This is a genomic window from Flindersiella endophytica (assembly GCF_054779015.1).
In genome coordinates, this window is sequence record NZ_BAAGYY010000009.1 from 1,004,090 (window position 1) to 1,028,196 (window position 24,107).

Annotated in this window: 22 protein-coding genes; 9 read left to right on the plus strand and 13 right to left on the minus strand. The window is 69.6% G+C overall.

Features of this window, described 5'->3' with window-relative positions:
• Positions 1–268: 268 nt before the first annotated feature.
• Genes ACYVF6_RS09840 through mptB form a run of 3 tightly spaced genes read right to left on the minus strand, consistent with a single transcriptional unit; the run spans position 269 to position 3,772 of the window.
• Complete coding sequence (locus ACYVF6_RS09840) at positions 269–1,162, minus strand: LLM class flavin-dependent oxidoreductase (RefSeq protein ID WP_460518923.1); 894 nt, start codon at positions 1,160–1,162, stop codon at positions 269–271.
• The gene (locus tag ACYVF6_RS09845) at positions 1,092–2,309 is read right to left on the minus strand and encodes a glycosyltransferase family protein (protein ID WP_460518926.1); all 1,218 of its coding nucleotides are present in this window, start codon (positions 2,307–2,309) and stop codon (positions 1,092–1,094) included. Before ACYVF6_RS09845 ends, ACYVF6_RS09840 begins: the two co-directional genes overlap by 71 nt.
• Positions 2,306–3,772 carry a putative hexosyltransferase gene (gene mptB, locus ACYVF6_RS09850; protein WP_460518929.1) on the minus strand — a complete coding sequence of 489 codons (1,467 nt, stop codon included), beginning with the start codon at positions 3,770–3,772 and terminating at the stop codon, positions 2,306–2,308. The genes ACYVF6_RS09845 and mptB overlap by 4 nt, the downstream gene beginning before the upstream one ends.
• A 132-nt stretch (positions 3,773–3,904) precedes the next feature.
• Between mptB and ACYVF6_RS09855 the strand changes: the two genes are divergently transcribed.
• The gene (locus ACYVF6_RS09855; RefSeq protein WP_460518932.1) at positions 3,905–5,068 is read left to right on the plus strand and encodes a CaiB/BaiF CoA transferase family protein; all 1,164 of its coding nucleotides are present in this window, start codon (positions 3,905–3,907) and stop codon (positions 5,066–5,068) included.
• A complete protein-coding gene (locus ACYVF6_RS09860) occupies positions 5,065–6,240 on the plus strand; it encodes an acyl-CoA dehydrogenase family protein (RefSeq protein WP_460518935.1) in 1,176 nt (391 codons plus the stop codon). Before ACYVF6_RS09855 ends, ACYVF6_RS09860 begins: the two co-directional genes overlap by 4 nt.
• 17 nt (positions 6,241–6,257) lie before the next feature.
• Here the strand turns inward: ACYVF6_RS09860 and ACYVF6_RS09865 are convergent, their stop codons facing one another.
• From ACYVF6_RS09865 to ACYVF6_RS09875, 3 genes are all read right to left on the minus strand, one after another.
• Positions 6,258–7,052 (minus strand): hypothetical protein, encoded by a 795-nt coding sequence (locus ACYVF6_RS09865; protein ID WP_460518938.1) that lies wholly within the window; start codon positions 7,050–7,052, stop codon positions 6,258–6,260.
• A 487-nt stretch (positions 7,053–7,539) separates the two neighbouring features.
• Entirely contained in the window at positions 7,540–8,253 is a 714-nt protein-coding gene (locus ACYVF6_RS09870) for a lytic polysaccharide monooxygenase auxiliary activity family 9 protein (RefSeq protein ID WP_460518941.1), read from the minus strand.
• A gap of 118 nt (positions 8,254–8,371) precedes the next feature.
• Positions 8,372–8,926, minus strand: coding sequence for an SDR family oxidoreductase (locus ACYVF6_RS09875; RefSeq protein WP_460518944.1), 555 nt, complete (start codon positions 8,924–8,926; stop codon positions 8,372–8,374).
• A gap of 55 nt (positions 8,927–8,981) precedes the next feature.
• Between ACYVF6_RS09875 and ACYVF6_RS09880 the strand changes: the two genes are divergently transcribed.
• The 3 genes from ACYVF6_RS09880 (at position 8,982) to ACYVF6_RS09890 (ending at position 13,552) form a co-directional block, all read left to right on the plus strand.
• Positions 8,982–10,196, plus strand: a complete 1,215-nt coding sequence (locus tag ACYVF6_RS09880) for an amidohydrolase (RefSeq protein ID WP_460518947.1) — start codon at positions 8,982–8,984, stop codon at positions 10,194–10,196.
• Positions 10,196–10,588: a DUF6188 family protein gene (locus ACYVF6_RS09885; protein WP_460518950.1), complete on the plus strand. Its 393-nt coding sequence runs from the start codon at positions 10,196–10,198 to the stop codon at positions 10,586–10,588. The genes ACYVF6_RS09880 and ACYVF6_RS09885 overlap by 1 nt, the downstream gene beginning before the upstream one ends.
• A gap of 99 nt (positions 10,589–10,687) precedes the next feature.
• Positions 10,688–13,552: an alpha-glucuronidase family glycosyl hydrolase gene (locus ACYVF6_RS09890; protein ID WP_460518952.1), complete on the plus strand. Its 2,865-nt coding sequence runs from the start codon at positions 10,688–10,690 to the stop codon at positions 13,550–13,552.
• Between the two features lie 6 nt (positions 13,553–13,558).
• On the opposite strand, the gene ACYVF6_RS09895 is transcribed toward ACYVF6_RS09890, so the two are convergent.
• The 3 genes from ACYVF6_RS09895 to ACYVF6_RS09905 form a co-directional block, all read right to left on the minus strand.
• Positions 13,559–14,602 carry a LacI family DNA-binding transcriptional regulator gene (locus ACYVF6_RS09895; RefSeq protein WP_460518954.1) on the minus strand — a complete coding sequence of 348 codons (1,044 nt, stop codon included), beginning with the start codon at positions 14,600–14,602 and terminating at the stop codon, positions 13,559–13,561.
• 205 nt (positions 14,603–14,807) lie between these two features.
• Complete coding sequence (locus tag ACYVF6_RS09900; RefSeq protein WP_460518957.1) at positions 14,808–15,329, minus strand: DoxX family protein; 522 nt, start codon at positions 15,327–15,329, stop codon at positions 14,808–14,810.
• Between the two features lie 173 nt (positions 15,330–15,502).
• On the minus strand, positions 15,503–15,892 hold the full coding sequence (locus tag ACYVF6_RS09905) for a hypothetical protein (protein ID WP_460518960.1): 390 nt from the start codon (positions 15,890–15,892) through the stop codon (positions 15,503–15,505).
• A 191-nt stretch (positions 15,893–16,083) separates the two neighbouring features.
• Here ACYVF6_RS09905 and ACYVF6_RS09910 point away from each other — a divergent pair, with 191 nt between their 5' ends.
• Both ACYVF6_RS09910 and ACYVF6_RS09915 read left to right on the plus strand, forming a co-directional pair.
• A complete protein-coding gene (locus ACYVF6_RS09910) occupies positions 16,084–17,271 on the plus strand; it encodes a hypothetical protein (RefSeq protein WP_460518963.1) in 1,188 nt (395 codons plus the stop codon).
• A gap of 63 nt (positions 17,272–17,334) precedes the next feature.
• On the plus strand, positions 17,335–17,712 hold the full coding sequence (locus tag ACYVF6_RS09915; RefSeq protein ID WP_460518966.1) for a hypothetical protein: 378 nt from the start codon (positions 17,335–17,337) through the stop codon (positions 17,710–17,712).
• Here the strand turns inward: ACYVF6_RS09915 and ACYVF6_RS09920 are convergent.
• The 4 genes from ACYVF6_RS09920 to ACYVF6_RS09935 form a co-directional block, all read right to left on the minus strand.
• Positions 17,702–18,685 carry a patatin-like phospholipase family protein gene (locus ACYVF6_RS09920; RefSeq protein WP_460518969.1) on the minus strand — a complete coding sequence of 328 codons (984 nt, stop codon included), beginning with the start codon at positions 18,683–18,685 and terminating at the stop codon, positions 17,702–17,704. The genes ACYVF6_RS09915 and ACYVF6_RS09920 overlap by 11 nt on opposite strands.
• Before the next feature lie 110 nt (positions 18,686–18,795).
• The gene (locus ACYVF6_RS09925) at positions 18,796–20,070 is read right to left on the minus strand and encodes an RNA polymerase sigma factor (protein ID WP_460518971.1); all 1,275 of its coding nucleotides are present in this window, start codon (positions 20,068–20,070) and stop codon (positions 18,796–18,798) included.
• Between the two features lie 311 nt (positions 20,071–20,381).
• Positions 20,382–20,732, minus strand: coding sequence for a YciI family protein (locus ACYVF6_RS09930; RefSeq protein ID WP_460518974.1), 351 nt, complete (start codon positions 20,730–20,732; stop codon positions 20,382–20,384).
• A 22-nt stretch (positions 20,733–20,754) separates the two neighbouring features.
• Complete coding sequence (locus ACYVF6_RS09935) at positions 20,755–21,459, minus strand: DUF998 domain-containing protein (RefSeq protein ID WP_460518977.1); 705 nt, start codon at positions 21,457–21,459, stop codon at positions 20,755–20,757.
• Between the two features lie 153 nt (positions 21,460–21,612).
• Here ACYVF6_RS09935 and ACYVF6_RS09940 point away from each other — a divergent pair, with 153 nt between their 5' ends.
• Both ACYVF6_RS09940 and ACYVF6_RS09945 read left to right on the plus strand, forming a co-directional pair.
• A complete protein-coding gene (locus ACYVF6_RS09940; RefSeq protein ID WP_460518980.1) occupies positions 21,613–22,980 on the plus strand; it encodes a class I adenylate-forming enzyme family protein in 1,368 nt (455 codons plus the stop codon).
• Positions 22,977–24,107 (plus strand): epoxide hydrolase family protein, encoded by a 1,131-nt coding sequence (locus tag ACYVF6_RS09945; protein ID WP_460518983.1) that lies wholly within the window; start codon positions 22,977–22,979, stop codon positions 24,105–24,107. The genes ACYVF6_RS09940 and ACYVF6_RS09945 overlap by 4 nt, the downstream gene beginning before the upstream one ends.

Sequence of the window (24,107 nt, forward strand, 5' to 3'; positions counted from 1 at the left end):
CCAGCCTGGATCAAAAGAAAGTCAGAACAGTGGCAGAGCAAAATTCTTGAACCTCAATCACAGAAGGTTAACTACAGCGAAACCCGCAGCCGAATACGTTGGTCCGGTAGGCCTGCTCAAGGGGCACCTACCGTAACCATCAAATTTCGTTAACCCCAAGCCACAACGAACCCGCAGCCAAAGAAACAACGCCAACCACTCAGCAACCACCGGACACACCGCAACCTACCCCGACGGTGAGCCCCAGAGTGAGGGCAGAACCGCGCCCCTACCCACCAGCCAACCGAGGCAGCACCCGCTCAGCGATCTCCTCGACAATTGCCGGGTCCTCGGTCCAGACGGGGTCGTCCGGGCGAGGGTGGTGGAAGACGATGTCGGTGAAGCCCAGCCGCGCATATCGCTCGACGAACTCCGTGAACGCGTCGACGCTGGCCAGCGGCCGCTCGTCCGTATTGCCCAGAAGGTAGATCCGCCGGATCTCAGCCGGGTCACGGCCAAGCCGCTCGCAGTGGGCGGTGAGCAGATCGACTTGCCTGCGTACGATCCGCTCCGTGCCTTCCGGGGTCTGGTCGCCATGCGACGAGTCGCCGTACGTGATCCAGGCATCCCCATAACGAGCCACGACAGCGAGAGTCTTCGGCCCGCCGGCGGCCAGGGCGAGCGGCAGCCGCGGTTGTTGGAGGCAGCCAGGATACATTCTCGCGTCGTCAACGGTGTAGTGCTTCCCGGCATACGACACCACAGGCGAACGCAGTAAGCGATCGAGCATGTCGACGAACTCGGCGAAGCGATCAGCGCTCTCCCCCGGCGACAGGTCCGCGCCGCCGAGGACTCGGGCGTCGAAGCCGCGGCCGCCGGTGCCGACGCCCAGCAACACGCGGCCGCGAGAGATGTGGTCGAGCGTCATCGCTTCCTTGGCGAGCGTAACGGGGTGGCGGAAGTTCGGCGTCGTCACCATCGTCCCAAGCCCGACCCGCTGGGTCGCACCTGCGAGGCCGGTCAGCCAGGGGATCGCCGCGTGCCAAGGGCGATCGCGGTAGCGCCGCCACGACAGGTGGTCATACGTCCACAGGTGATGATAGCCCAGCCGCTCAAGCCGCTGAGCCCGTTCGATCGTTTCCGGCCAGGGGTCGGTCGGCAGCATCAGGACTCCGATTCGCACGATCCGATCCTACGGAGTCGGCCCGCGCGGGCAGCCCGAGCAACAGCCCGATCGACACCCACACGAACAGGCTGCTGCCCAGGAAGCCGTCGATGCCGCTGAAATCCCAGCGCCACAAGAAGACCGCGCTGCTGGCCAGCGTCAGATACGCGACGACCATCCCGCCGAGGAGCAGCCGGCGCCGCAAACCCGGAGCCGCACGAAGGGCGTGCGAAGCCAGCAGCAGGAGCGCCGGCACCAGCCACACCAGGTGGTGCACCCAGCTGATCGGGCTGACCAGGCAGCCGGTCACACCCGTCAACGCGAAGCCCGTCAGCAGATCCGCGCCCCGCACCCGGCAGAACCACACCGCCAGCGCACCGAGCACCAGCAGCCCCCACACCAGCCGGCTCGGCGACGGCGGGTCGAGCCGGGCCAGCATCCCGAGCAGCGACTGGTTCGACGCGTACGTCAGGTCGCCCACGCGGCTGGTCTGCCACAGCGCCTCGGTCCAGAACGTCCGGGACGTGCCGGGCAGCAGCACAGCCGCCAGACCGGTGGCCACAACGGCAGCCACAGAAGCGACCGCCGCCGCTCGCCAGCGGCGGGTGACGAGGAGGTAGCCGACGAACGCGGCAGGCGTCAGCTTGATCGCCGCGGCCAGCCCGATGCCGATCCCGGCCCACCGCGATCCCCGCCGGAGCAGGCGCCAGTCACCGAACACGAACGCGAGCAAGACCAGGTTGACCTGGCCGAAGCTGACCGTGTCGAACACAGGCTCCAGGATCGCGAGCAGGCAGCACGTCGCGACGACGGTGAACCAGACCGGCCAGCCACGACTCCGGGCCAACGGCGAGACCAGCCAGTACGTCACCAGCGCCAGCGACGACAGCGCGAACGTCAGGCTCACAACGATCGCGACCGGCCAGCCGACCAGCGCCATCGGCAGCATCGTGAGCGCCGCGAACGGCGGATAGGTGAAGCCGTACTTCGTCCCCGGCAGGACATACTCGTACAGTTGCCCGCCGCCGACCCAGGAGTTGATCGCGCCGTAGTACACGCTGAGGTCGAAGAAGCCACGCCAGTACTGCACCGCCCACAGGAACACCACGGTCGCCGCCACCAGGCCGACGGCCAGCAAGCCCAGCCGCCACGTCCGCCCGTTCACCGCTGGAACACCGGTACGGGCCGGCCTGCCTGCGGCGCGGACAGCCGCCCGACCGCCAGCAGCGCGCCCAACGCCAGGCAGACACCCAACGCCGCTTGACCGATCGCACCGTAGCTCAGCGCGAACCCGTCCGGCAGGACGACCAGGACGAGCGCACCGCAGGCGACCGCCAGCCACTGCCGTAGACGTTCGTCACGTTCGTCCACGAGCGCGGCGGCCAGCGGAATGACGCCCCACAGCAGGTACCACGGACGAAACGCCGGCCCCAGCCCGACGACCGCGACGAACGCCAGCCCGAGCGAACGCACCGGCCCGATCCGCTCTCGGCCGATCCACAGCACGAGGCCCAGCCCGACCGCCGTCGAAAGCCCGGCCCACCGCCACCAGGTCATCGCCTCGCCGGTGCCGGTCACGACCGCCGTGATCCGGCCGAGCGCGCTGGTCACCGACCAGTTCTGCGCCGAGACCGGCGTGCCGAGCACTCGCGTCCAGCCGAAGCCCGTGCCGGCGAACGAGGTGACCAGCACAGCGGTCCCGACGGCCACCGCACCGACCGCGAGCCCGGCCAGGGCACGTACCCGCCCGCCGACCAATCCGCGCGCGGCCCACAGCGGCACCAGGAAGCCCAGCGCGAGCACCGCGGGCACTTTCACCAACGCGGCAAGAGCGATCAGCGTCGCACCGCAGACCAGGCGGGCCCAACGTTCCGCCTCCGCGTGCCGCGGCGACCCGTGCCAAGGCGACGCCGACCGCGAACCCGCGGCGATCGCCAGGCCCGCGGCCAGCAGACCGAGCATGACGGCGTCGTTGTGCGCACCGGCGACGCAGTGCAGCAGGACCAGCGGGTTGAGCACGCCGAGCCACAGCGCGCCGGTCGGCGAGGCACCGCAGCGTTCGGCCAGCCGCGGCAGGGCCCACAGCAGCAACGCGACGCCGAGCAACGCGACCAGCCGCATGCCGAGCACGCCGATCGTCAGGTTCGTGCCGGCCACGCCGGCGACCGCCGCCGCGTACAGCACGAAGACCGGCCCGTACGGCGCGGCCGTGTGCTGCCAGATCTCCGGCACCTCGGCCGCGATCGGCCCGCCGAGCGCCGACGGCCCGTGCTGGTAGATGCCGATCCCGGCGTTCACCATCGCGCCCTGGGTGAGATAGCTGTACACGTCACGGCTGAACAGCGGCGGGCAGGCCAGGAACGGAACCGCCCACCACAGCAGGATGTTCCGCAGCTCGGCCGCGTCGACGGCCACCCCTCGCCGGGCGTGCACCAGGTTGCCGAGTCGCCACCACGCGACGACGAGCAGCGCGAGACCGACGTACGTGCAGACGACGGCGGGTCCGGGCGTTCCCGCGGAGCCCTGATCGACCAGTTGAGGCACGCTCACGGCGGCGATGACAGCCGATCCGGATGCGCCGAGTACGCGCAGCTGTGCCAGGTCCGGGCGCGACGAAACCAACTGCACGCGGGCACGTTGCCAGGTCCAGACGACCGGTCGGCGACCGGACGATGTCCGCGGAGTGTCCGGGCCGCCGATGCGAGTGAAGGGTTAGGGTCGAGAGGCTTCCGGAGACGGGCAACGGCGAGGAGAGCGTGGATGGCAGGCGCGGCGAGCACGGCTGGCACCGCCGGCGCGCTCGACGGCGTCCTGGTCGCCGACTTCAGCCGTGTGCTGGCCGGGCCGTACGCCACCATGCTGCTCGCCGACCTGGGCGCGACCGTCGTGAAGGTCGAACGCCCGGGCGCCGGCGACGAGACGCGCACGTGGGGTCCGCCGTGGTCGGACGGTGTGAGCACGTACTTCCAGGCGATCAACCGCAACAAGCGCTCGGTCACCTGCGATCTCGCGACCGAGGCCGACCGGCGGGCCGCTGCCGAGCTCTGCGACCGGGCCGACGTCGTCGTGGAGAACTTCCGTACCGGAACGATGGATCGCTTCGGCCTCGGCGCCGCCCAGGTGCTGGCCCGCAATCCGCGCGCGGTCTACTGCTCGATCACGGGCTTCGGCTCCGGCCCGGGTGCCGGCCTGCCGGGCTACGACGTCCTGCTGCAGGCTGTCGGCGGGCTGATGAGCGTCACCGGACCCGCTGACGGCGAGCCCACCAAGGTGGGTGTCGCCGTGGTCGACGTGATCACCGGGCTGCACGCGCACGCCGGGATCCTGGCCGCCCTGCGGCATCGAGACCTCACGGGCCAGGGCCAGCACCTCGAGGTGAGCTTGCTGGCCTGCTTGCTGAGCGGGCTGGTCAACCAGACCTCCGGTTACCTCAACGCGGGCGTAGTACCCCAGGCGATGGGTAACCGGCATCCGAGCATCGCGCCGTACGAAGTGCTGCCGGCGGCGGATCGCCCGCTGGTGCTGGCAGTCGGCAACGACCGGCAGTTCGCCGTGCTGTGGAACGAGCTCGGCCTCGAGCCGGACCCGCGGTTCGCCACCAACGCCGAACGCGTCAAGCATCGCGACGCCTTGCTGGAGGCGCTCACGACCGCTCTGACCACCGCGCCCGCGCAGGACTGGGTGGCCCGGCTCACGGCGCGCGGTGTGCCCTGCGGTCTGGTCAACGGGATCGACGAGGCGGTCGACCTCGCGGCCAGGCTCGACCTCTCGCCGACGATCGAGATCGAGGGCGCCGACGGGAGGGTATCCAGGCAGGTACGCCACCCGGTCGGCTTCTCCGCGACGCCGGCGACCTACCGGCTGCCGCCGCCAAGCTGGGACGAGGTACGTCCGATCACAGAAGTGCTGAGGGATCTGGCATGAACAAGCCCGCTGCCGCTGACCCGATCGAGCTGCTCGCCGGTCCGGGCCTGCTCACCGACGACGAGCGCGACATCCAGCTGACCGTACGCCAGTTCGTCGACGACAAGGTCCGGCCCTACATCGGCGAGTGGTTCGAGCAGGGCCGGTTCCCCCGTGAGCTGGTGGGCGAGCTGGGCTCGCTCGGTGTGCTCGGCATGCATCTCGAGGGCTACGGCTGCGCGGGCGCGAACGCCGTCAGCTACGGCCTGGCCTGCATGGAGCTGGAGGCCGCCGACTCCGGCCTGCGTAGCTTCGTGTCGGTGCAGGGATCCCTTGCCATGTACGCGATCCGGCGGTTCGGCTCGGAGGAGCAGCGCACCGAGTGGCTGCCGCGGATGGCTTCGGGCGACGCGATCGGCTGTTTCGGCCTCACCGAGCCCGACTTCGGCAGCAATCCCGCGGGCATGCGTACGTCCGCGCGCAGGGACGGCTCCGACTGGGTGCTGGACGGCACCAAGCTCTGGATCACCAACGGCGGACTCGCCGACGTCGCGGTGGTGTGGGCGCGTACGGACGACGGCATCCGCGGCTTCCTGGTGCCGCGGGGCACGCCGGGCTTCACGACCAGCGACATCCACGGCAAGCTCTCGATGCGCGCGTCGGTGACGTCGGAGCTCGTGCTGTCGGGCTGCCGCCTGCCCGCTTCGGCGATGCTGCCGGAGGCGCGCGGCTTGTCGGGTCCGCTGGCGTGTCTGAACGAAGCTCGGTTCGGAATCGTCTTCGGCTCGCTCGGTGCCGCCCGCGACTGTGTGGGGACGGCGCTGGACTACGCCGTGACGCGGGAGCAGTTCGGCAAGCCGATCGCCGCGTTCCAGCTGACGCAGCAGAAGCTGGCGGACATGTCAGTCGAGTTGCTGAAGGGCTATCTGCTGGCGATTCGCCTCGGCCGGCTGAAGGACGACGGTGTCCTCCAGCCGGAGCAGGTGAGTGCGGGCAAGCTCAACAACGTGCGGGAGGCGCTCGCGATCGCGCGGGAGGCCCGGACGATCCTGGGTGCGAGCGGGATCTCGCTGGAGTACTCCGTGTTGCGGCATGCCAACAACCTCGAGTCCGTCCTCACCTATGAGGGGACCAGTGAGGTGCACACGCTGGTGCTCGGTCAGGCGTTGACCGGCATTTCCGCCTACCGCTGAAGCGGTGGCCAGAACGGCTACCGCACCAGGACGATCCCGTTGGAGTAGGTCCTGTTGTGGACCGTCACGGGATTGCCGGCCAGCCACTTGGCCTGGACGTCGACGCGGATCTGCCCGCCACAACTCGACGACCGGTACGCCGGCACGCCGTTCAATGTCAAGCGTGGCTTGACGTGATGCAGGTTCTGGCTGATCGACTGTGTACGCGAGCCCTGGGTGGTCGTGCCGCAGCGGCGGCCGTTGCGGTCCAGTGGGGTGGAACGCAACGTCAGGCGCACCTTCGACTCGCCGCCAGGATAGGGGCCGTACTCACGGCTCAGCTCGACGTCGGCCATGACGTTCACGGTCGACGCCTTTCCGACCGAGACCGTCTTCCCGAGGAACGTGGCGGTCCGCCGGACGACCGAGCACCGCTTGATGTCGGGAATCGCCTTGCTGCCAACGCAGGTGTCGCTGCCGTCGCCGTACTCTCGCGAACGCGAGCTCGCGGAAGCGGCGTCGAGCCGCATCTGCTTCGGTACGAGCTTCAGCACAGCCTTGTCCGGGTCGATCGACGTGGACGCCACACCGCGCAGCTCGCAGGTGTAGGCGCTGTCCTTCGGCGCGATGAACAGCCAGCGAATCGTGGCCGTCTTGACACCGGAGGACTTACCGAGATGGTTTGTGGTCGTGTACGTCGAGCCGCCTCCGCCACCGAGGCAGATGATCCGGGCTCCCATCATCGGGCCCCGGGAGACGTTCGACGTTGCCGCCAGCTGGCCGACGATCAGTTTCGCCTGGCCGGCTCGAAGCGACATGTCGGGCATCCGCATGACAGTGGTGTAACGCGGATTGGATGCGCGTAACTCTGACGCCACTAATGACGCCGCCTCTGCTTCTCCCTCGAAGGCTGGCGCCTGAATTGGCGCCAGTAAGGCGAGCGTGATCAGGGTAGAAAAAGACAACAGTGCAGGGTGTTTCATGGCACAGGCCTTCGTTGAGACAGAGTGGGGTAGGCGGCGAGCCGCCGCCGGTCCAGCGTGGGGTTTGCTGGGGCACCCAGCCAGCAGAGTGAGCTGGCAGAAGGCACAGTTAAGTAGCAGGTCAGCCCGGTGTCAGTAGGTTCGTCCGTAATTGGACGGTCCGGCCGTTATCGCTCATACGGACCGTATTCGACCGAATGCTACCGGCGAGGAAAGCGCTCACCCCAGAATGACGAAATCGTCGGATGACTGACAAGGAATGGCATATCGCGGCCGTCGGCACCGCGATATGCCATTCCCCGAAACACTTAATCAGATCGATGTCAATGACACCTTGTCATCCGGTGAAATTGACATCAGCGCAGGCGTAGAACGACTGGTCCAGGTGGCTGGCCTGCCAGATCATGAACACGATGTGACGCCCGGTCCGCCCGGGAGCGCTGACCGGGAACGACACCGTGACGCCGTTGAGCTGCGGCTCGGTCGACGGCGTACCCTCGCCCGGCAGGTACCGCCTGGTCGTGGTGACCAGTTCCAGGTCGGCCCAGTCGAGTGCGTCGGTGGTCGCGTCGTAGCCCTGGCGGGTCACGTAGATCTTGTAGTAGTCCGCGCCGTGCCTCGCAGCGTCATGGGTCTGGAACGTGAAGTTGTTGCTGAGGTTCGTCATCGTCCAGGCGCCGGGGTTGTCGAGTGCGTTGTAGCGCCCGCTGCTGGTGTGTCCACCGCTGCAGAGCTGGTTGTCAGGCAACGCTGCCTGATGATTGCCGGCGACGCCTTCGCGATAGAGGCCGTTCCAGTTCCACATCGCGTTCGTGTCGGCCTGCCAGGCCTGCCAGCACATCGGATCCTGCGTCCGCATGTTCGGGTTCTGGAAGTCGTTGCCCCAGCGCTTCCAGCAGCTGTAGTGCCGGGACATCGGGTTGATCGAGGAGCCGTGAGCGGATGCGTCGGTCGCAGGTAGGACGGTGAGGAAGAGCGCGGCGGCGGCCGCGAAGAGCACGAGCCGCAACGCCGAACGTGGGATGGTGCGAAGGGCTGTCAGAGATTCCATTGGGCCCCCAATGGGCTTGGTGGGACAAGGGGTCTCTGCACCCGGCCGATTCTTCGAAACGCAGTCTAGTGTCGACCGGCCTGGCCGAAACGTTTCGACTATGTTTCTGCTGTTTCCTTCAGATAGGCGACCCACGTTCGGGCTCCGGCCGGCTGGGCGTTCTCCGACAGGTAGCCGGCCCGGAACGTCCTGCCGAGCCGGCCGGGAATCCGCACCCGCAGGATCGGCCGGCGCAGCCCGCGCACGTCCAGCCACAGCCGCATGGTGTCCAGCGACGACAGCTCCTCCGGCCGCCGAAGCTCTCGATCGCCTCCACCGGCCCGAGCTCGAGGCGGTGGACGATCTGGTCGGCGACGACGTGGCCAACTCCGGCAGCCCGCGCCGCGTCGAGGAGCCGCCGCGTGCCGTCGATCTCGACGGCGACGGTGTAGCCGCGCTGATACGGAACGGAGGCGAGGTGCACGACCGCGTCCGCCTCGCGTACGGCCGCGGTGAGCCCATCGCCGGTGGTCAGGTCGGCGCGTACCCATGCGACCGGACCGTCGGCGAGCGCCGGCCGGCGGCTCGCCGCCCGTACCGCGTCGCCGGCCTCCATCAGTCGCGGCAGCAGCGCTGTGCCGAGCCGCCCGCTCGCGCCGGTGACGAGCACGGTGCTGGTTCGGTTGTCGTCCACGCGGGCGTGGACGGATGGGCCGGTGAATTCGTGACATCGCGGTAGATTCTGCGGAATGAACGTAGCGATCACCGGCGGTTATGTCGTACCCGTTTCAGGTGAGCCGATCACGGGCGGCACCGTCGTCATCCAGGACGGCAGGATCAGCGCGGTCGGCTCGGCGGAGGCCACGGAGATTCCTTCGGGCACGCCCGTCGTCGACGCGGCCGGTAGCTGGGTGTTGCCGGGATTCGTCGAGTCGCACGGCCACGTGGGAATCCACGAGGAAAGTGTCGGCTGGGCCGGCAACGACACCAACGAGATGACCAACCCGAACGGTGCGCGGATGCGTGCGCTGGACGCCATCAACCCGGCCGATCTCGGCTTCAAGGACGCGCTCGCGGGCGGCGTCACGAGCGTCGTCGTCAAGCCTGGTTCGGGGAACCCCATCGGTGGGCAGACGGTCGCGATCAAGTGCTGGGGCCGCACCATCGATGAGATGGTGATACGTGAGCCGGCCAGTGTGAAGAGCGCGCTGGGCGAGAACCCCAAGCGGGTCTACGGCGACCGCAAGGAGCTGCCCTCGACCCGGCAGGGCGTGGCCGCCGTGATCCGCGACGCGTTCACCAGGGCCCAGGACTACAAGGCCAAGAAGCGTGCGGCGGAGGTCGAGGACAAGCCGTTCGACCGCGACAACTCGCTCGAGACGCTGGTCCGCGTGCTCGACGGCGACCTGCCGTGGTGCCAGCACTGCCACCGGGCCGACGACATCGCCACGGCGATCCGGCTGTCGAAGGAGTTCGGCTACCGGCTGATCGTCAACCACGGTACGGAAGGGCACCTGATCGCCGACCTGCTGGCCGAGCAGGGCGTGCCGGTCATCATCGGGCCGCTGTTCACGTCTCGTTCGAAGCTGGAGATCCAGGAACGCTCGTTGCGCAATCCCGGCATCCTGGACCGCGCCGGCGTCGAGATCGCCATCACGACCGACCACCCGGTGGTGCCGATCAACTTCCTGGTCCACCAGGCCACGCTCGCGGTGAAGGAGGGCTTGGACCCCGCTGCGGCGTTGCGCGCGCTGACGGTCAACCCCGCCCGCATCATGCGCCTGAACGACCGGGTTGGCGCGCTCGAGGTCGGCCTCGACGGCGATGTCGTCGTGTGGTCCGGCGACCCGCTCGACGTGATGAGCCGCGCCCTGCGTACGTTCGTGTCAGGCCGTGAGGTCTACACCTACGACCTGGTGGCACGGACGGGCACCATGCTGAACGCGTTCTACGAAGAGGCCTGATGCTCGTCCAGTCGGACGGCGGCTGGGTCCTGCCGCTCGCGGGATATCAGGTGACCCGATGCTCGTTCGACCACGCCGTCACGCTGCTCTTCGAGAATGACTTCGAGGTCACGATCGAGTCGGCGTTCGTGCTGCGCGCGGCCGATGGCGGCGGCGAGCAGCTGGTGCCCGGCGATCCGCCCACACTGGCGCCGGCGTTGACGTTCTGGCAGCGGACGGCCGCCTCCGCGCTCGCTTACGACGACGGCCGGCTCGAGCTGCGATTCGGCGACGGCGGGACGATCGACGTGCCGTCGGACGAGCGCTACGAGGCCTGGAACCTCACCGGGCCGGGTGGGCTGCGCGTCGTCAGCATGCCCGGCGGCGAGTTGGCCATCTGGACGCCCAGCTGACGCCTGATTCGCTTATTTACAAGGGGTGCGGCCAGTTGCGGTCGCACCCCTTCGACATTCGTTGACGGTGCGCACGACAGGTTCCTAACGTTGCGCGGTATGCACGCCGACATCTCCCGGCGAGGTCTGCTCGCCGGAGGAGGCGCACTCGTCGCCTCAGGACTGGTCCAGCCGCCCGCGGCACACGCGGGCGCTCCCGCGCTCGAAGAGCTCCAAGCACTCCCCGCCGAGGACGGTTACGACCTCTGGCTGCGCTATCGCCGCGTCCAGTCGGCTGTGCTGCTCGACAGCTACCGCCGGGCGATCACTCATCTGGTCGACCCGGGTGAGGGGGCGCTGCTCGCGTCCGCCACCGCTGAGCTGCGCACCGCCCTGCGCGGCCTGCTCGGCCGCGACACGCCCGTCCGGTCCAGGCCGGACGGCCGGGGTGCGGTCGTCTTCGGTACGCCGGACTCGTCCCCGCACGTGGCGCGGCTGGTCGGCAAGGCGGAGTTGGCGAAGCTCGGCCCGGAAGGCTACATGCTGCGCTCCATCCGGGACGCGATCGTCGTCGCCAGTGTGTCGGAGCGAGGCGTGCTGTACGGCGCGTTCCACCTGCTCCGCCTGCTGCAGACCCAGCGCGATCTGACGCGGCTGGACCTCACCGAAAAGCCCGCGAACCCGCTGCGACTGGCCAACCACTGGGACAACCTCAACCGAATGGTCGAACGCGGCTACGCCGGCGACTCCATCTTCCACTGGGACGAGCTCCCAGCGACCCGGCAGCGCTACACCGACTACGCCCGCGCGCTCGCCTCGATCGGCATGAACGGCGCGGTCGTCAACAACGTCAACGCGCAGGCCGACTTCCTGTCCACGGGCCTGATCGAGGGGCTGGCCGCGCTGGCCGGTGCGCTGCGCCCGTGGGGCGTCCGGCTCTACCTCTCGGCGAACTTCGCCGCTCCGATGGTGCTCGACAAGCTGCCCACGGCCGACCCGTTCGAACCGGCCGTCAAGGAGTGGTGGCGCGCCAAGGCCGACGAGATCTACGCGGCGATCCCCGACTTCGGCGGCTTCCTGGTGAAGGCCAACTCCGAGAGCCAGCCCGGCCCGATCGACTACGGCCGTACGCATGCCGACGGCGCGAACCTGATCGCGAACGCCGTAGCGCCGCACGGCGGCATCGTGATGTGGCGCGCGTTCCTCCACGACTTCGACGCCAACACCTGGGCGCACAAGGCGTACGAGACGTTCAAACCGCTCGACGGCCAGTTCGCCGACAACGCCATCGTGCAGGTCAAGAACGGGCCGATCGACTTCCAGGTCCGCGAGCCGGTGCATCCGTTGTTCGGTGCGCTGCCGAACACCAGGACGATGCTGGAGCTGCAGGTCACGCAGGAGTACACCGGCCAGTCGACCCACCTGTGCTACCTCGTTCCCCTGTGGAAGGAGGTGTACGACTTCGACACCCACGCCGACGGCGAGGGCACGACCGTCGCGAGCTTGCTGGCCGGCGTCGCGGGAGTGCTGAACTTCGGCGACGACACCAACTGGACCGGGCATCACCTCGCGGCCGCGAACACCCATGGGTACGGGCGGCTGGCGTGGAATCCGCGACTCGGCGCGGCGGAGCTGGCCGAGGAGTGGATCCGGATGACGTTCGGTTCCGACGGCCGCGTGCTGCGCACGTTGCGGGGCATGTTGTTGTCGTCGCGGGAGATCTTCGAGGACTACACCTCGCCGCTCGGCTGCGGGTTCATGCAGCTGCCCGACAACCATCTCGATCCCGACCCGAACGCGTCGCAGGCGTTCCACCGTTCCGACGCCACGGGCACCGGTTTCGACCGGACCGTCGCCACCGGAAACGGCTACACCGCCTTGTACCACAGCCCGAACCGGGAGCTGTACGAGTCGCTCGCGACCTGCCCGGAGAACCTGCTGCTGTTCCTCCACCGCGTGCCGTACAGCCACCTGCTGAGCTCCGGCAAGACCGTGATCCAGCACATCTACGACACACATTTCGACGGCCTCGACGACGCGCGCCGGCTCCGGGAGCTGTGGCGAGGCCTGCGCGGCCGGATCGATGACCGGCGTTACACCGAGACGCTGGACCGATTCGGCCGGCAGGTCGACAACTCGACGCTGTGGCGGGAGGTGCTGGCCGGCTTCTTCTTCGAGAAGGGCAAGGTGCTGGACGGCAAGCGGTCCTGGGTGCAGGTGCAGCCGGTGCTGTCGACCTCGGTGGTGCTCAGCGGCGTGCCGAGCGCGCTGGAAGTCGTGGTGGGCAACGCGTCGGCCAGCCGGCAGGACGTCTCGATCCAGCTCGCGCCCACCGACGGCTGGACGTCCGGCGTCGGCACGATCGGCCTGCCCTCGAAGGAGTTCGCGACGGTCCGGATTCCGGTCGAGGCGTCCACGCCGACGCCGGGATTCGCCCAGCCGCGCGTGCAGGCCGACGCCGGCGGGCTGCCGGTGCTCGGCGGTTACCCCGTGCTGCGCGGTGTGAGCGTCGTGGTGGTGCCGAGCGGAGACCGTTGCGTACTTGCGCTCGACTCCGGTACAGACAGCAGCCCGCTGCTGGACACCTACCAGCGCTTGTCGCCGTCGAACCTGTGGGACGCGGAGAAGGGCTTCGGCTGGGTGGGCACCAAGCCGCAGTCCCGCGACCGGGGTTCGCGGTTCGATCCGTTGCGCCGCGACTTCACCAACGACACGACGGCTCGTACGTTGCGGGTTTCGGTGCCGGCCGGTGCGCACGAGGCGTTCATCCTGGTGGGCGACAACAACCAGTGCTATCCGACGTACGCGAAGTCCGGCGGCGAGTTGCTGGCGGAGAGCGAGTTCCTGCAGAACGGCGTGTTCGCCTGGATCCGGTTCGCGCTGGACGGTGGTGCCACCGGCCGCGACGTGGACCTGGAACTGTCCAGCGTTCCTGGCCAGCACTGGCACCTCAACGCGTTCGTGCTGCTGGCCGCACAGGGTTGAGCGGGCTCAGCCCTTCGGTCGCGCGGGCGCGATCGTCGTGCCGGGAACGATCGAGCAGGGCACGACGATGCTGCGCCCGCGTTGGTCCGGGTCGCCGACCAGGCTGACGAGGGCGTCGACCGCTACCCGGCCGATCTGCTTCCTCGGGATGCTGAGGGTGTACCAGCTCGGCGCTTCGGGCGGGTCGGTGCCTTCGAGCACGACGACCGACACGTCCTCGGGCACGTGCAGGCCACGGACCGCGAGCCCTTTGCGCAAAGCCTCGGCCAGCGCACCGTTCTCGGCGACGACCGCGGTCTCCGGGCCGTTCGCGAGCCGGTCGAGCCAGTCGTCGGTGAGGCCGCTCTCGCTGTGGAAGCCCGGCGAACGGTCGACGAGGTGGTAGCGCTCGACGGCCTCGGCATAGCCGCGCCGCCGGTCCTCGAACGGCTCGATGTCGGCCTTCTCGCGGAGGTAGGCGAAGTGGCGATGCCCTTGCAGCACGAGCATGTGGACCATCTCGGCGGTCACGCCGGCGTAGTCGGGAACGATGCAGGGGATGTCGGCGCCCGGCACCTCGCGGCGGCCGATGTGGACGAACGGATAGCCGTCGTTCCACAGCCGTGCCAGGTCCTCCTTGTCGGTGGAGACGCCGAGCAGGATGCTGCCGTCGGCGAGGTTGAGCCGGTTGGTGCCGTCGCGGTAGACCCGCCGGCGGCCGTCGCCCGCACCTGTCGACGTGAACAGCACGATGTCGTAGCCGAGCTCTTCGGCACGTTCCTCGATGCCGAGCAGGAACTCGAAGTAGAAGTCCTCCCGCGCGTGCGGGAAGACCGGCTCGAAGGTGTGGACGCCGAGCAGGTGGTTGCGTTTGTTGCGCAGGTTGCGGGCGGAGACGTTCGGCACGTAGCCGAGTTCACGCACGGCGGCGAGGATCCGCTGGCGGGTCTCTTCGGGAATGCGCGTGGCGTCGTTGCCGCCGGCCAGCACGCGCGACACGGCACTTTGCGACACACCCGCGAGCCGGGCCACATCCGCCTGCCGCGGCGGCCGTTCGCGACGCTTGACCATTTCGACCGGCCTTCCTGCGGGTGCGGTGCCTCGACATGCTCATACGTATGCGCACAAGCTAGGGCCAGCGGCGAGCGATGTCAAGAGAGACTAGGCCGCCGCCGGGCGGTCCGCAGCCGAAGCGACTTTTCCCGAGGGGCAGAAACCAGCCGGCGGGGACGGATCCGATCCGTCCCCGCCGGGGCAAGTTCTGGTTGCTCCGCCGTCAGGCCTGGCGGCTCGCGCGGCGGTTGCGGTACCAGCGTGCGATCCAGTGGTCGACGCCCAGCCGGCCCGAGCCGGCGACGGCCACGACGAGGCTGAGCAGGCCGATCATGATGACCAGCTCCGGGCCGTTGTGGTCCATGGCGAACAGGCCGCTGGTGTGGACGAAGATCCAGGCGCCCGTCATGTTCGCGGCCATCGCGACGCCGATCAGCGGCAACGCGGCACCGGCGATCACAGCGATCCCGCCGGCGAACTCCAGGACGACGTTGAACGTCGCAGCGAGTGTGGGGAACGGAATGCCAGACTGCGCGAACATGCCACCCAGGCCGGAGAAGCTTCCACCGGCGAAGTCCCATTCCAGCTTCGCGTGGAGGATCATCACGACGCCCAGGCCGATCCTGGCAAGCAGCAGTACGAGGTCACGGCCGACCCCGGCAACGGCGGCCGTGCGGCGTCCGGTGGCGGTGGACGTGGAAGCGGTGTCGTTGGCGGGCGTCTGAACCGCGGTTTGGGTCGCCATTGCTCTTTCCCTTCATAGCTTTCGTTGTTCGTGTTGCCAGAAGAGACCAGAGCGGCCCGGAAAACTCATCGGTGCACCACGAAGAAAAGTTGGAGCGGGCTCCGGGAAGGTCGGCACACGGCCCCGGAGCCCGCTCCTTGTTCGCCCCTACCAAGGCGGTCTGTGGACGCTCGTCAGTCGTCGTCGTTGTCGAACGCGATGCCGCGCCAGTCGGTCACGCAGTCGCGGTCGATGAACGTCCAGCCGATGGCTGCGTTCGGGTCGCGAACGACAACGGCGGGGTCCGGGCCGTTGGCCGTGAACCGGTACCGCACTTCGGCCGACGGCGTGCCCACCGGGTCGCGCAGGGCACCGGTGTCGTAGTCGCTCGACGTGTAGTAGTTGGCGAACGCGCCACACGCGGGGTTCTCCGTGCTCGGCGAGCCGTCGGTGGCGACGTGCGGCGGCGCGTTGAAGTCGTAGCCGAGCGAACGCCGGTGTGCGATCCGGTTGCTCGTAGCGTCGCTGCACGACTCGGGCGCCGTGCCGGCCGACAGCGCTCCCGGCGGGATCCACGCGCACATGCTGCTCCGGCTCGGGGTTCCCGCCGCCGAGATCCCAGCCGACGAAGGGGATCGGGTGGCGCTGCTCCGCAACCGCCTCGACGGCCGGCGGGTCCTGGTCGTGCTCGACAGTCCGCCACTTCCCCCGACCACCACCCCACCAACCCAGGTACGCCCGCTGCTGGCCCGCCGAACCCGGCTGCGCGGCGATCGTGACCAGCCGGAACGCGCTCGCCGGCCTGGCCGCCGTCGACGACGCGCACGTGCTGACGTTGGACGCTCTGGAGCCGGACGAGGCGGTCGCCTTGCTGACCCGCGTCGTCGGTGCCGGCCGGGTACGCCGGGAGGTGGCCGCGGCCGGCGACCTGGCCGAGCTGGGCGCCCGGCTGCCCCTAGCCCTGCGGATCGTCTCCGCGCACCTCGCGACCCGGCCGGAGCTGGAGCTCGGCGAGCTGGCCGAACGACTGCGCGCCGGCAACCGGCTCGAGGCGCTCGCCATCCCCGACGACCCGCGCGCGACGCTCAGCGTGACCTTCGACCTGTCGTACCGCGCGCTCGGCGAGCCGGCCCGCCGCCTGTACCGCCTGCTGGGCGTCGTCCCAGGAGCCGACTGCACCCGCGAGACGGCGGCCGCCGCGCGCGACGTTGACGTCGCCGACGCGGAGCCGTTGCTCGCGGAACTGGCCGCCGCGCACCTCGCCGAGGAGCACGTTCCGGACCGCTTCCAGGTGCACGACCTGCTGCGTGAGGACGCCCTCGACCGCTGCTGTCGCGAGGACGACGAGCCGAGCAGCGTCGCCGCCGTGGCGCGCGTACTGGAGGGCTGGCTCGCTGCCGCCGGACAGGCCACGCTCGTCCTGGACGTAGGGGCGACCCGCAGGGTCACGACCGTTCGGACTCAGCACGGGCAGCAGCCCGGCGCAGGCATCAGCTCGCCCGCCGAGGCGGCCGCCTGGGTGGACGCCGAGCACGGCAACCTGCTCGCAGCGGTACGCCAGGCGGCCGCCGACGAAGCGCGCGGACCGGTGGCGCGGCTGTCGGTGTGGCTGACGGCGGCGCTGTACCGACCGTTGCACTTTCGCGGCTACTGGCAGGGACCTGCTCGCCCTGCGGCAGCTGTCCGCGCGTACCGCGGCCCGCATCGGCGACGGTGCGGGTCAGGCGCTGGCGCTGGAGGACGCCGGCTTCACCTCGTTGCAGGCGGCCGACACCGACCAGGCCATCGCGTCGGCCCAGCAGGCGTTGACGATCTGGCGTACGAACGCCAGGGCGACGCGGCTGCGGCCCGTCGCTGCTGGCGGCAGGCGCTCGACATCCTCGAGGCGATCGACGACCCGCGAGCGGCGGAGGTCAGAGCCCGCCTGGTGGAACCCGAGGGCTGGGCATCGGGCGTTGCCTGAGTGCCAACCAGCGTGCAACCCGCGTGCAACCAAGCCGCAGCCAAGCGGGCACAGGCTTTGGTCATGAGAGAGCGATTCACCTATGAGGTAGCGATCTGGGTCGACGGTTGCGGGGGTGGTGGTCGGGGGCAGTGGTGGGTCACGCTGATCCGCGAGGACACCTTCAGCCGCGACGCCGGCTCGATCGCCCGCAGCCTGCTCGAGCAGTGGATCGTCGGTCACCGGGGGCAGCTGCGCGGTGGCGGACGGGTGTTCGTGTACGACGGCCGCGCCGCCGCGCGTAACCGGCGGGCGGCGCCCCAGCACCTGGCCGCGACCGTACGCGTGCGCGTGTTCAGCGGCAGCCTCGCGCTGCGGGACGCCGATCCCGTCGCGGTGGCCTACCTCGCCGAGGCGACTCCCGACAACCCAGTGGATCTACAGGACCGGCTCAGCGCGTGACGGGGACCGGCGAGCGGAAGCGTTCCTTGTACGCCTCGAAGTCCCAGGTCTCGAGGAACGACTCGGCCGCGTCCCGGCCGGACTTGTAGAGCCGCGCCCGGGTCTCGTGGTCGAGGTCGAAGTCGATCGCGCTGACGTCGCTCGTGTCGACGAAGATGGTGCGCTCGATGGTGCCCGGCGCGTGGATGTGCATCTGGTCGTAGAAGCCCATCGCGGTGGCCACCATCGCCCGGCCCATGCTGATCGCGCCGCGCACGTGCATGAACGGCCGTGCCGAGTCCGGCCGCCCCGACAGCTTGATCCCGAACGTCGGCCAGCGCGGCGGGACCCCTTCCGTGCGGTCGAAGACGTCGATCGGATAGTTCGACAGCATCCCGCCGTCGAGCAGCCAGTGGTCGACCTCGTTCCTGCCGCGCAGCCGCGCAGGCTCGAAGAAGAACGGGATCGACATCGAGGCCCGTACCGCGTCCACGACTGGCACGTCGTCCGGGCTGATGCCGTAGACCGGCTCGTAGTGGAACGGCAGCCGGGCCAGCTGCCCGGTCGTGATGTCCGCGGCGTTGACGACGAGCCGGAAGCGCTCGTTCGGGTCCAGCGTCAGCTCCTGGTCGTGCAGCGCGAGATTGCCGAACGTGTGGACGTTGTGCCTGGCCAGCTGTTCGCCGAGCCACTTCTTGAGGTACTCGCCCTCGTACACGCCCTCGTCGAGGAAGATCGACAGGCCCTTGCCGAGCGGGCCCAGCTTGTCGAGCAGGTCGGTGTCGCGGAACTTCCGGTAGTCGACCGAGTTCATCAGCTCGGTCAGCTCGTCGGAGGAGCACCCGGCGGCGACCAGCGCCCCGACGACCGCCCCGGCCGACGTTCCGGCCACGCGATGAAAGCGATAGCCGTTCTCTTCCAGTACGCTGATCGCGCCGACGAGCGCGATCCCCTTTACGCCTCCGCCTTCCAGCACCAGATCGGCGTCCGGCATGATGCACCCCCTGTAGTGGAACCACTTCAAAGCCTCCACACGCTACGTGACAACAACCCGACCGGACGGGAGTCGTTGGTGCGAGCTTTGGGGCCGCGTGGGATTCCCTTTCAGGCAAGCTGTTCGGCGCGACGCACGAACACCGCGCGCTCACCCTCGTTTCGCGTCAGGGCGGCGGCCGCCTCGAACGCCGCTCGCGCCTCGGCCCGGCGGCCGAGCTTCTCCAGCAGGTCGCCGCGGGCGGCCGGAAGGTGGGCGTAGCCCTGCAGGCGGCGGTCTCCGGCCAGCGCCTCGACGAGTGCGAGACCCGCGGCCGGGCCGTCGGCCATGCCGACCGCCACCGCGCGGTTCAGCTCGACGATCGGCGACGGGGCGACCTGGGCCAGCACTTCGTACAGCCCCGCGATCTGTTTCCAGTCGGTCTCGTCGGCGGTGACCGCTCGCGCGTGGCAGGCCGCGATCGCCGCCTGGACGTAGAACGGGCCGGCCACGCCGCCCACCGACTCGGCGCGTTCCAGTGCCGCCAGCCCGCGCCGGATCAGCAGGCGGTCCCAGCGTCGCCGGTCCTGGTCGAGCAGCAGGATGGGTTCGCCGGACGGTCCGGTCCGCGCGGCGGTACGCGAGGCCTGGATCTCCATCAGCGCCACCAGACCGTGTACCTCCGGCTCGGTGGGCGCCAGCCCGGCCAGGATCCGGCCCAGCCGCAGCGCCTCCGTGCACAGCGCCGGCCGCATCCAGTCGTCGCCGGCGGTGGCGGAGTAGCCCTCGTTGAAGATCAGGTAGATCACGCCGAGCACCGACTGCAGCCGCCCGGGCAGCTCCGCGGCCGACGGCGTCTCGTACGGGACGTCCGGTGCGGCGAGCGCGCGCTTCGCCCGCACGATCCGCTGCTGGATCGTCGGCTCGGGCACGAGGAACGCCCGCGCGATCTCCTCGGTGCTCAGCCCGCCGAGCACCCGCAGCGTCAGCGCGACCCGGGCCTCCACCGACAGCACCGGATGGCAGGCGGTGAAGATCAGCCGCAGCAGGTCGTCGCCGATCGGATCGTCGAGCGCGGCCGCGAGGTCGGGGTCTTCGTGCTCCTGCAGGTCGCGGCCGATCAGCTCGAGCTTCCGCGCGTACGTCGACCGCCGGCGCAGCAGGTCGACCGCGCGGTGCTTGGCGGTCGCCGTCAGCCAGGCGCCGGGATTGTCGGGTACGCCGTCGCGCGGCCACTGCTCCAGCGCCGCGACCAGCGCGTCCTGCCCGAGCTCCTCCGCCGTGCCGAGGTCGCCCACGTAACGCGCCAGCCCGGCGATCACCCGTGCGGACTCGATCCGCCAGACCGCGGTGATCGCGCGGTGGGTGGCAGATTCTGACTCGTCGTCCGGAACGCGAATGACCACGTTAACCACGCTAGACGATCTATTCCAAGGGGTCGCCTGACGCGCGACGCCTGGCATCCACGCTGGCTGCGTTGTCGTCGATCGCCGGAGGCCCCTCCTGGCTCCTCCTCCGCCTTGCCAGCGCGGCGCCATGCGCCGCGCGCTTGACCGGCGACCCCTTGGAATAGATCGTCTAGTGGGTGGTTCGCCACGCGCCGGGGCGTGGTTAACCAGCCAATCACGTGGTTAACGTGGTCATTCGCGTTCCAGACGGGCGGGTGGGCCAGGCGGGCGGCGGCTGCGGTTCTGATTCAGCGGCTCCGCCGCGCGGCCTACGGCTCGAAGATCTGGCGGATCTCCGACTGCCCCTCCCAGCCCTCCCACAGGTCGAGGTGCAGCTTCATGAAGCGCTTCGTCCACTCGACCGCCTCTTCCTTCGACCGCGTCTCGTAGACGGCGTAGCTGATCAGTTCCTTGGTCTCGGTGAACGGCCCGTCGGTGATGCTCAGTTCGCCACCGGCGACGGTCACCCGGGCGCCCAGCGCGCTCGGCGCGAGTCCCGCGTTGTCGATCATGGCGCCGGCCTTGGTGGCCTCCTCGCCGAGCTGCATGATGCCTTCCAGCAGTCCGGCCGGTGGCGGCGTGGCGGGGTTGGTGCCGCTCAGGATCACGATGTAGCGCATGGCTTTGCTCTCTTTTCTGTGCTCAGTGGTTGGTCAGGCTACGGCGGTAGAAGTGCACGGAGAGGGCGGACACCCAGCTCCAGGCGACCAGCACGGCGACGACGAACGTGACGACCGTGGCGGGGTTGCCCTGGCCGGACGCGATACCCACGAAGCCTCCGAAGAAGATCACGCCGGTGACCGCGGAGTACGTCGCCCAGCCGCGGCTGCGCTCGCGAGCGAACCGGGTGGCGAGGACGAAGCAGGCGGCGATCAGGCAGAGGAAGCCGACTGCGCCGACCGCGAGGTGCAGCATCCCGTGCCAGCTCACGGCGTTGGCGTCCGCGGGCGTACCGGCCGGGAAGCCGGCTGCCGGATCGGCCCGGAACGCGCCGGCGCCGATCAGGCTCACGCCGTACACGCCGAGCAGTCGTGGCGCCCAGCGGCTGCCCCGAGATGAACGCAGCCCGGTTCCTCCGAGCGCACGGCTCAGGCCGACGGCCGCCGCGATCGTGAACAGGCCGCTGAGGACGAAGTTCGTGATCTGGATCCAGCCGAGGCTGCCGTTGGACAGCAGGCTCCAGGAGTGCCTGGTCAGGTCGAAGCCGTCGCGGGTCAGCGCCTGCGCGAGCGAGACGACGACGTAGAACGGGCCGGCCAGGACGCCGTAGCCCAGCAGCGACCTGGTGACGCGGGTCGCGGGGTCGCAGGTCACCGGGCGCTTGCTGCTGCGGGTGATGGTGCTCATTTGTGCCCTCATTTCGGAGGTTTCGGCGGCCGGTCCGTCCGGCCCTCTGACAACGCCTCGAACTAGACCGACTCGGATCGACATCGTCATCGAACTTTTCTCGGGGAATTTCGTGGACAGGGTGTGACCAGCGGTTCCTTGTTCCCTCAGCCCTTGCTCGAGGCGTTGGCGGCCTCGCCCGACCGTGTCGCGTTCGAGCACGGCGACCGGCGGGTGTCATACGCGGAGCTGCTCGACCTGATCCGTGGCACGGCCGCCGCGATGCGCGCCGACGGCCTGGCGCGCGGTGCGGTGGTGGCGGTGACGGTCTCGCTGACGCCGGAGGGGTTCGCGGCGCACCTGGCGGCGTACGCGCTGGGCTGCACGGTCGTCGCCGTCCGGCCCGGCTGGACTGACGAGCAGCTGGTCTCCGTGCTCGGCTCTCACGTCGTGGTCGCCGACGGGACGTACCGACCGATGCCTGCCGATTCGGTTGCTGCCGAGGCCCGGCCGGACGACCTCGCCAGGGTGAACTTCACCAGCGGAAGCAGCGGACGGCCGAAGGGCTGCTGCTGGACCTACGCCGCGCTGCAGCCGATGTTCCACCCGGGTCTGTGGGCGCCTCAGATCACCGAGCTGCTGGCGGGCTTCGACCGCTTCCTGGTGTTCGGTACCTGGTCGATGCCGGTCATGCTGACGTTCGCCGCGCGGACGCTGCTGACCGGCGGCACCGTCGTGATTGCCGACGACCTTCTGCCGCTCGCGCCCGCGATCGAACGGCATCGGACCACTGGTGCGGTGGCGGCGGTGCCTGCGTTCCACCAGCTGCTCGACGACCTCCGGGACACGCGTTACGACCTCGGCAGCCTGCGCGCGCTGGTCGTCACGGGTTCTCCGCTGGAGCCGCATCGCCTGGCCGAGGCGATCGAGCGGCTCGGGCCGGTGGTGTGGCAGGGGTACGGGCAGAGTGAGTCCGGCATGATCTCGCTGCTGACGCCGGCCGATCTCGCCGACCGGCCCGAGCGTGCGCTGCGTTCGGTGGGCCGGATCCTGCCGCACGTCGACGTCGAGATCCGGGACGGCCGGGTCTTCGTGCGGTCGGCGCAGCAGATGGCGGGCTACTGGGGCGCCGATGCGGCGGAGGACGCCGAAGTCCTGCGCGACGGCTGGCTCGACACCCGGGACCTGGGCGCGCTGGACGACGACGGCTTCCTCTACCTGACCGGCCGGGCGCGGGACATCATCCTGGTCGACGCGCACGTGCTGTACGCCGCGCCGATCGAACGGGTGCTGGCCGCTGCCGCCGACGTGGACCAGGCCTACGTGGTCGGGGCGCCGGACGAGTGGACGGGCGAGGCGGTGCACGCGTTCGTCGTACCGGCCGGTTCGCGGGCGCCCGACCTGCACGCGCTGGCGGCCGCCGTCCGGGAGGAGCTGGGCGAGGAGTCCGTACCGAAGACGATCACCGTGATTCCCGAAGCTCCGCTGGGCGCGGGCGGCAAGCCCGACAAGCTCGCGTTGCGTGCCAGACTGATCGGGTGACGATCGAGCCCTTCTCCATCGAGATTCCCCAAGCGGCGTTGGACGATCTGCGCGACCGGCTGGAGCGGGTCCGCTGGCCGGCGGAGGTTCCGGGCGCGGGCTGGGTGCGCGGCGTGCCGGTCGGCTATCTGCGGTCGCTCGCCGACTATTGGCTGCACGACTACGACTGGCGTACGCACGAGGCGGCGCTCAACCAGATCCCGCAGTACCTCACGACGATCGACGGGCAGCCGATCCACTTCCTGCACCTACGATCGCCGCACGCGTCCGCGCTGCCACTGGTGATCACGCACGGCTGGCCGGGCTCGTTCGTCGAGATGCTGAAGCTGATCGAGCCGCTCACCAACCCGGGCTCCGGCGACCCGGCCGACGCGTTCCACGTCGTCGTGCCGTCGATTCCGGGCTTCGGCTTCTCCACGCCGCTGCAGGCGGGCTGGCACAACCGGCGGATCGCGCGGGCCTGGCACGAGCTGATGCTGCGGCTGGGCTACACCCGCTACGGCGCCCACGGCGGCGACTCCGGCTCGATCGTCTCGCCGGAGCTCGGCCGGCTCGCGCCGGAGCATGTTGTGGGCGTACACATCTACGCGAACATGGATCCGCCTGCGCTGAGCGCGGAGGAGTACGCCGCGTTGACGCCATCGGAGCGGGCGCGCCTGGAGGCGACGCGGGCCCTGCTGGCCACCGGCTCGGGCTACGGCGAGATCCAGGCGACCAAGCCGCAGACGCTGGCGTTCGCGCTTTCCGACTCGCCGGTCGGTCAGCTGGCGTGGATCGTCGAGAAGTTCAAGGAGTGGACGGATCCGGCGCGCTCGCTGCCCGAAGACGCGGTCGATCGGGACCAGCTGCTGACCAACGTCAGCCTCTACTGGCTGACCGGCACGGGCGCGACCTCCGCGCAGCTCTACTACGAGGTACGCGCCGACGCCGCCGGCCCGCCCGTGCGTTCACCCGTGCCGACAGGGATCGCAGTCTTCCCGTACGACCCGGCGATCCGCGGCCGGCTGGACCGCCTGCACACGATCGTGCACTGGTCGGAGTTCGACCGGGGCGGCCACTTCGCCGCGATGGAAGCACCCGACCTGCTGGTGGACGACCTGCGGGCGTTCTATCGCGGGCTGCGCTGA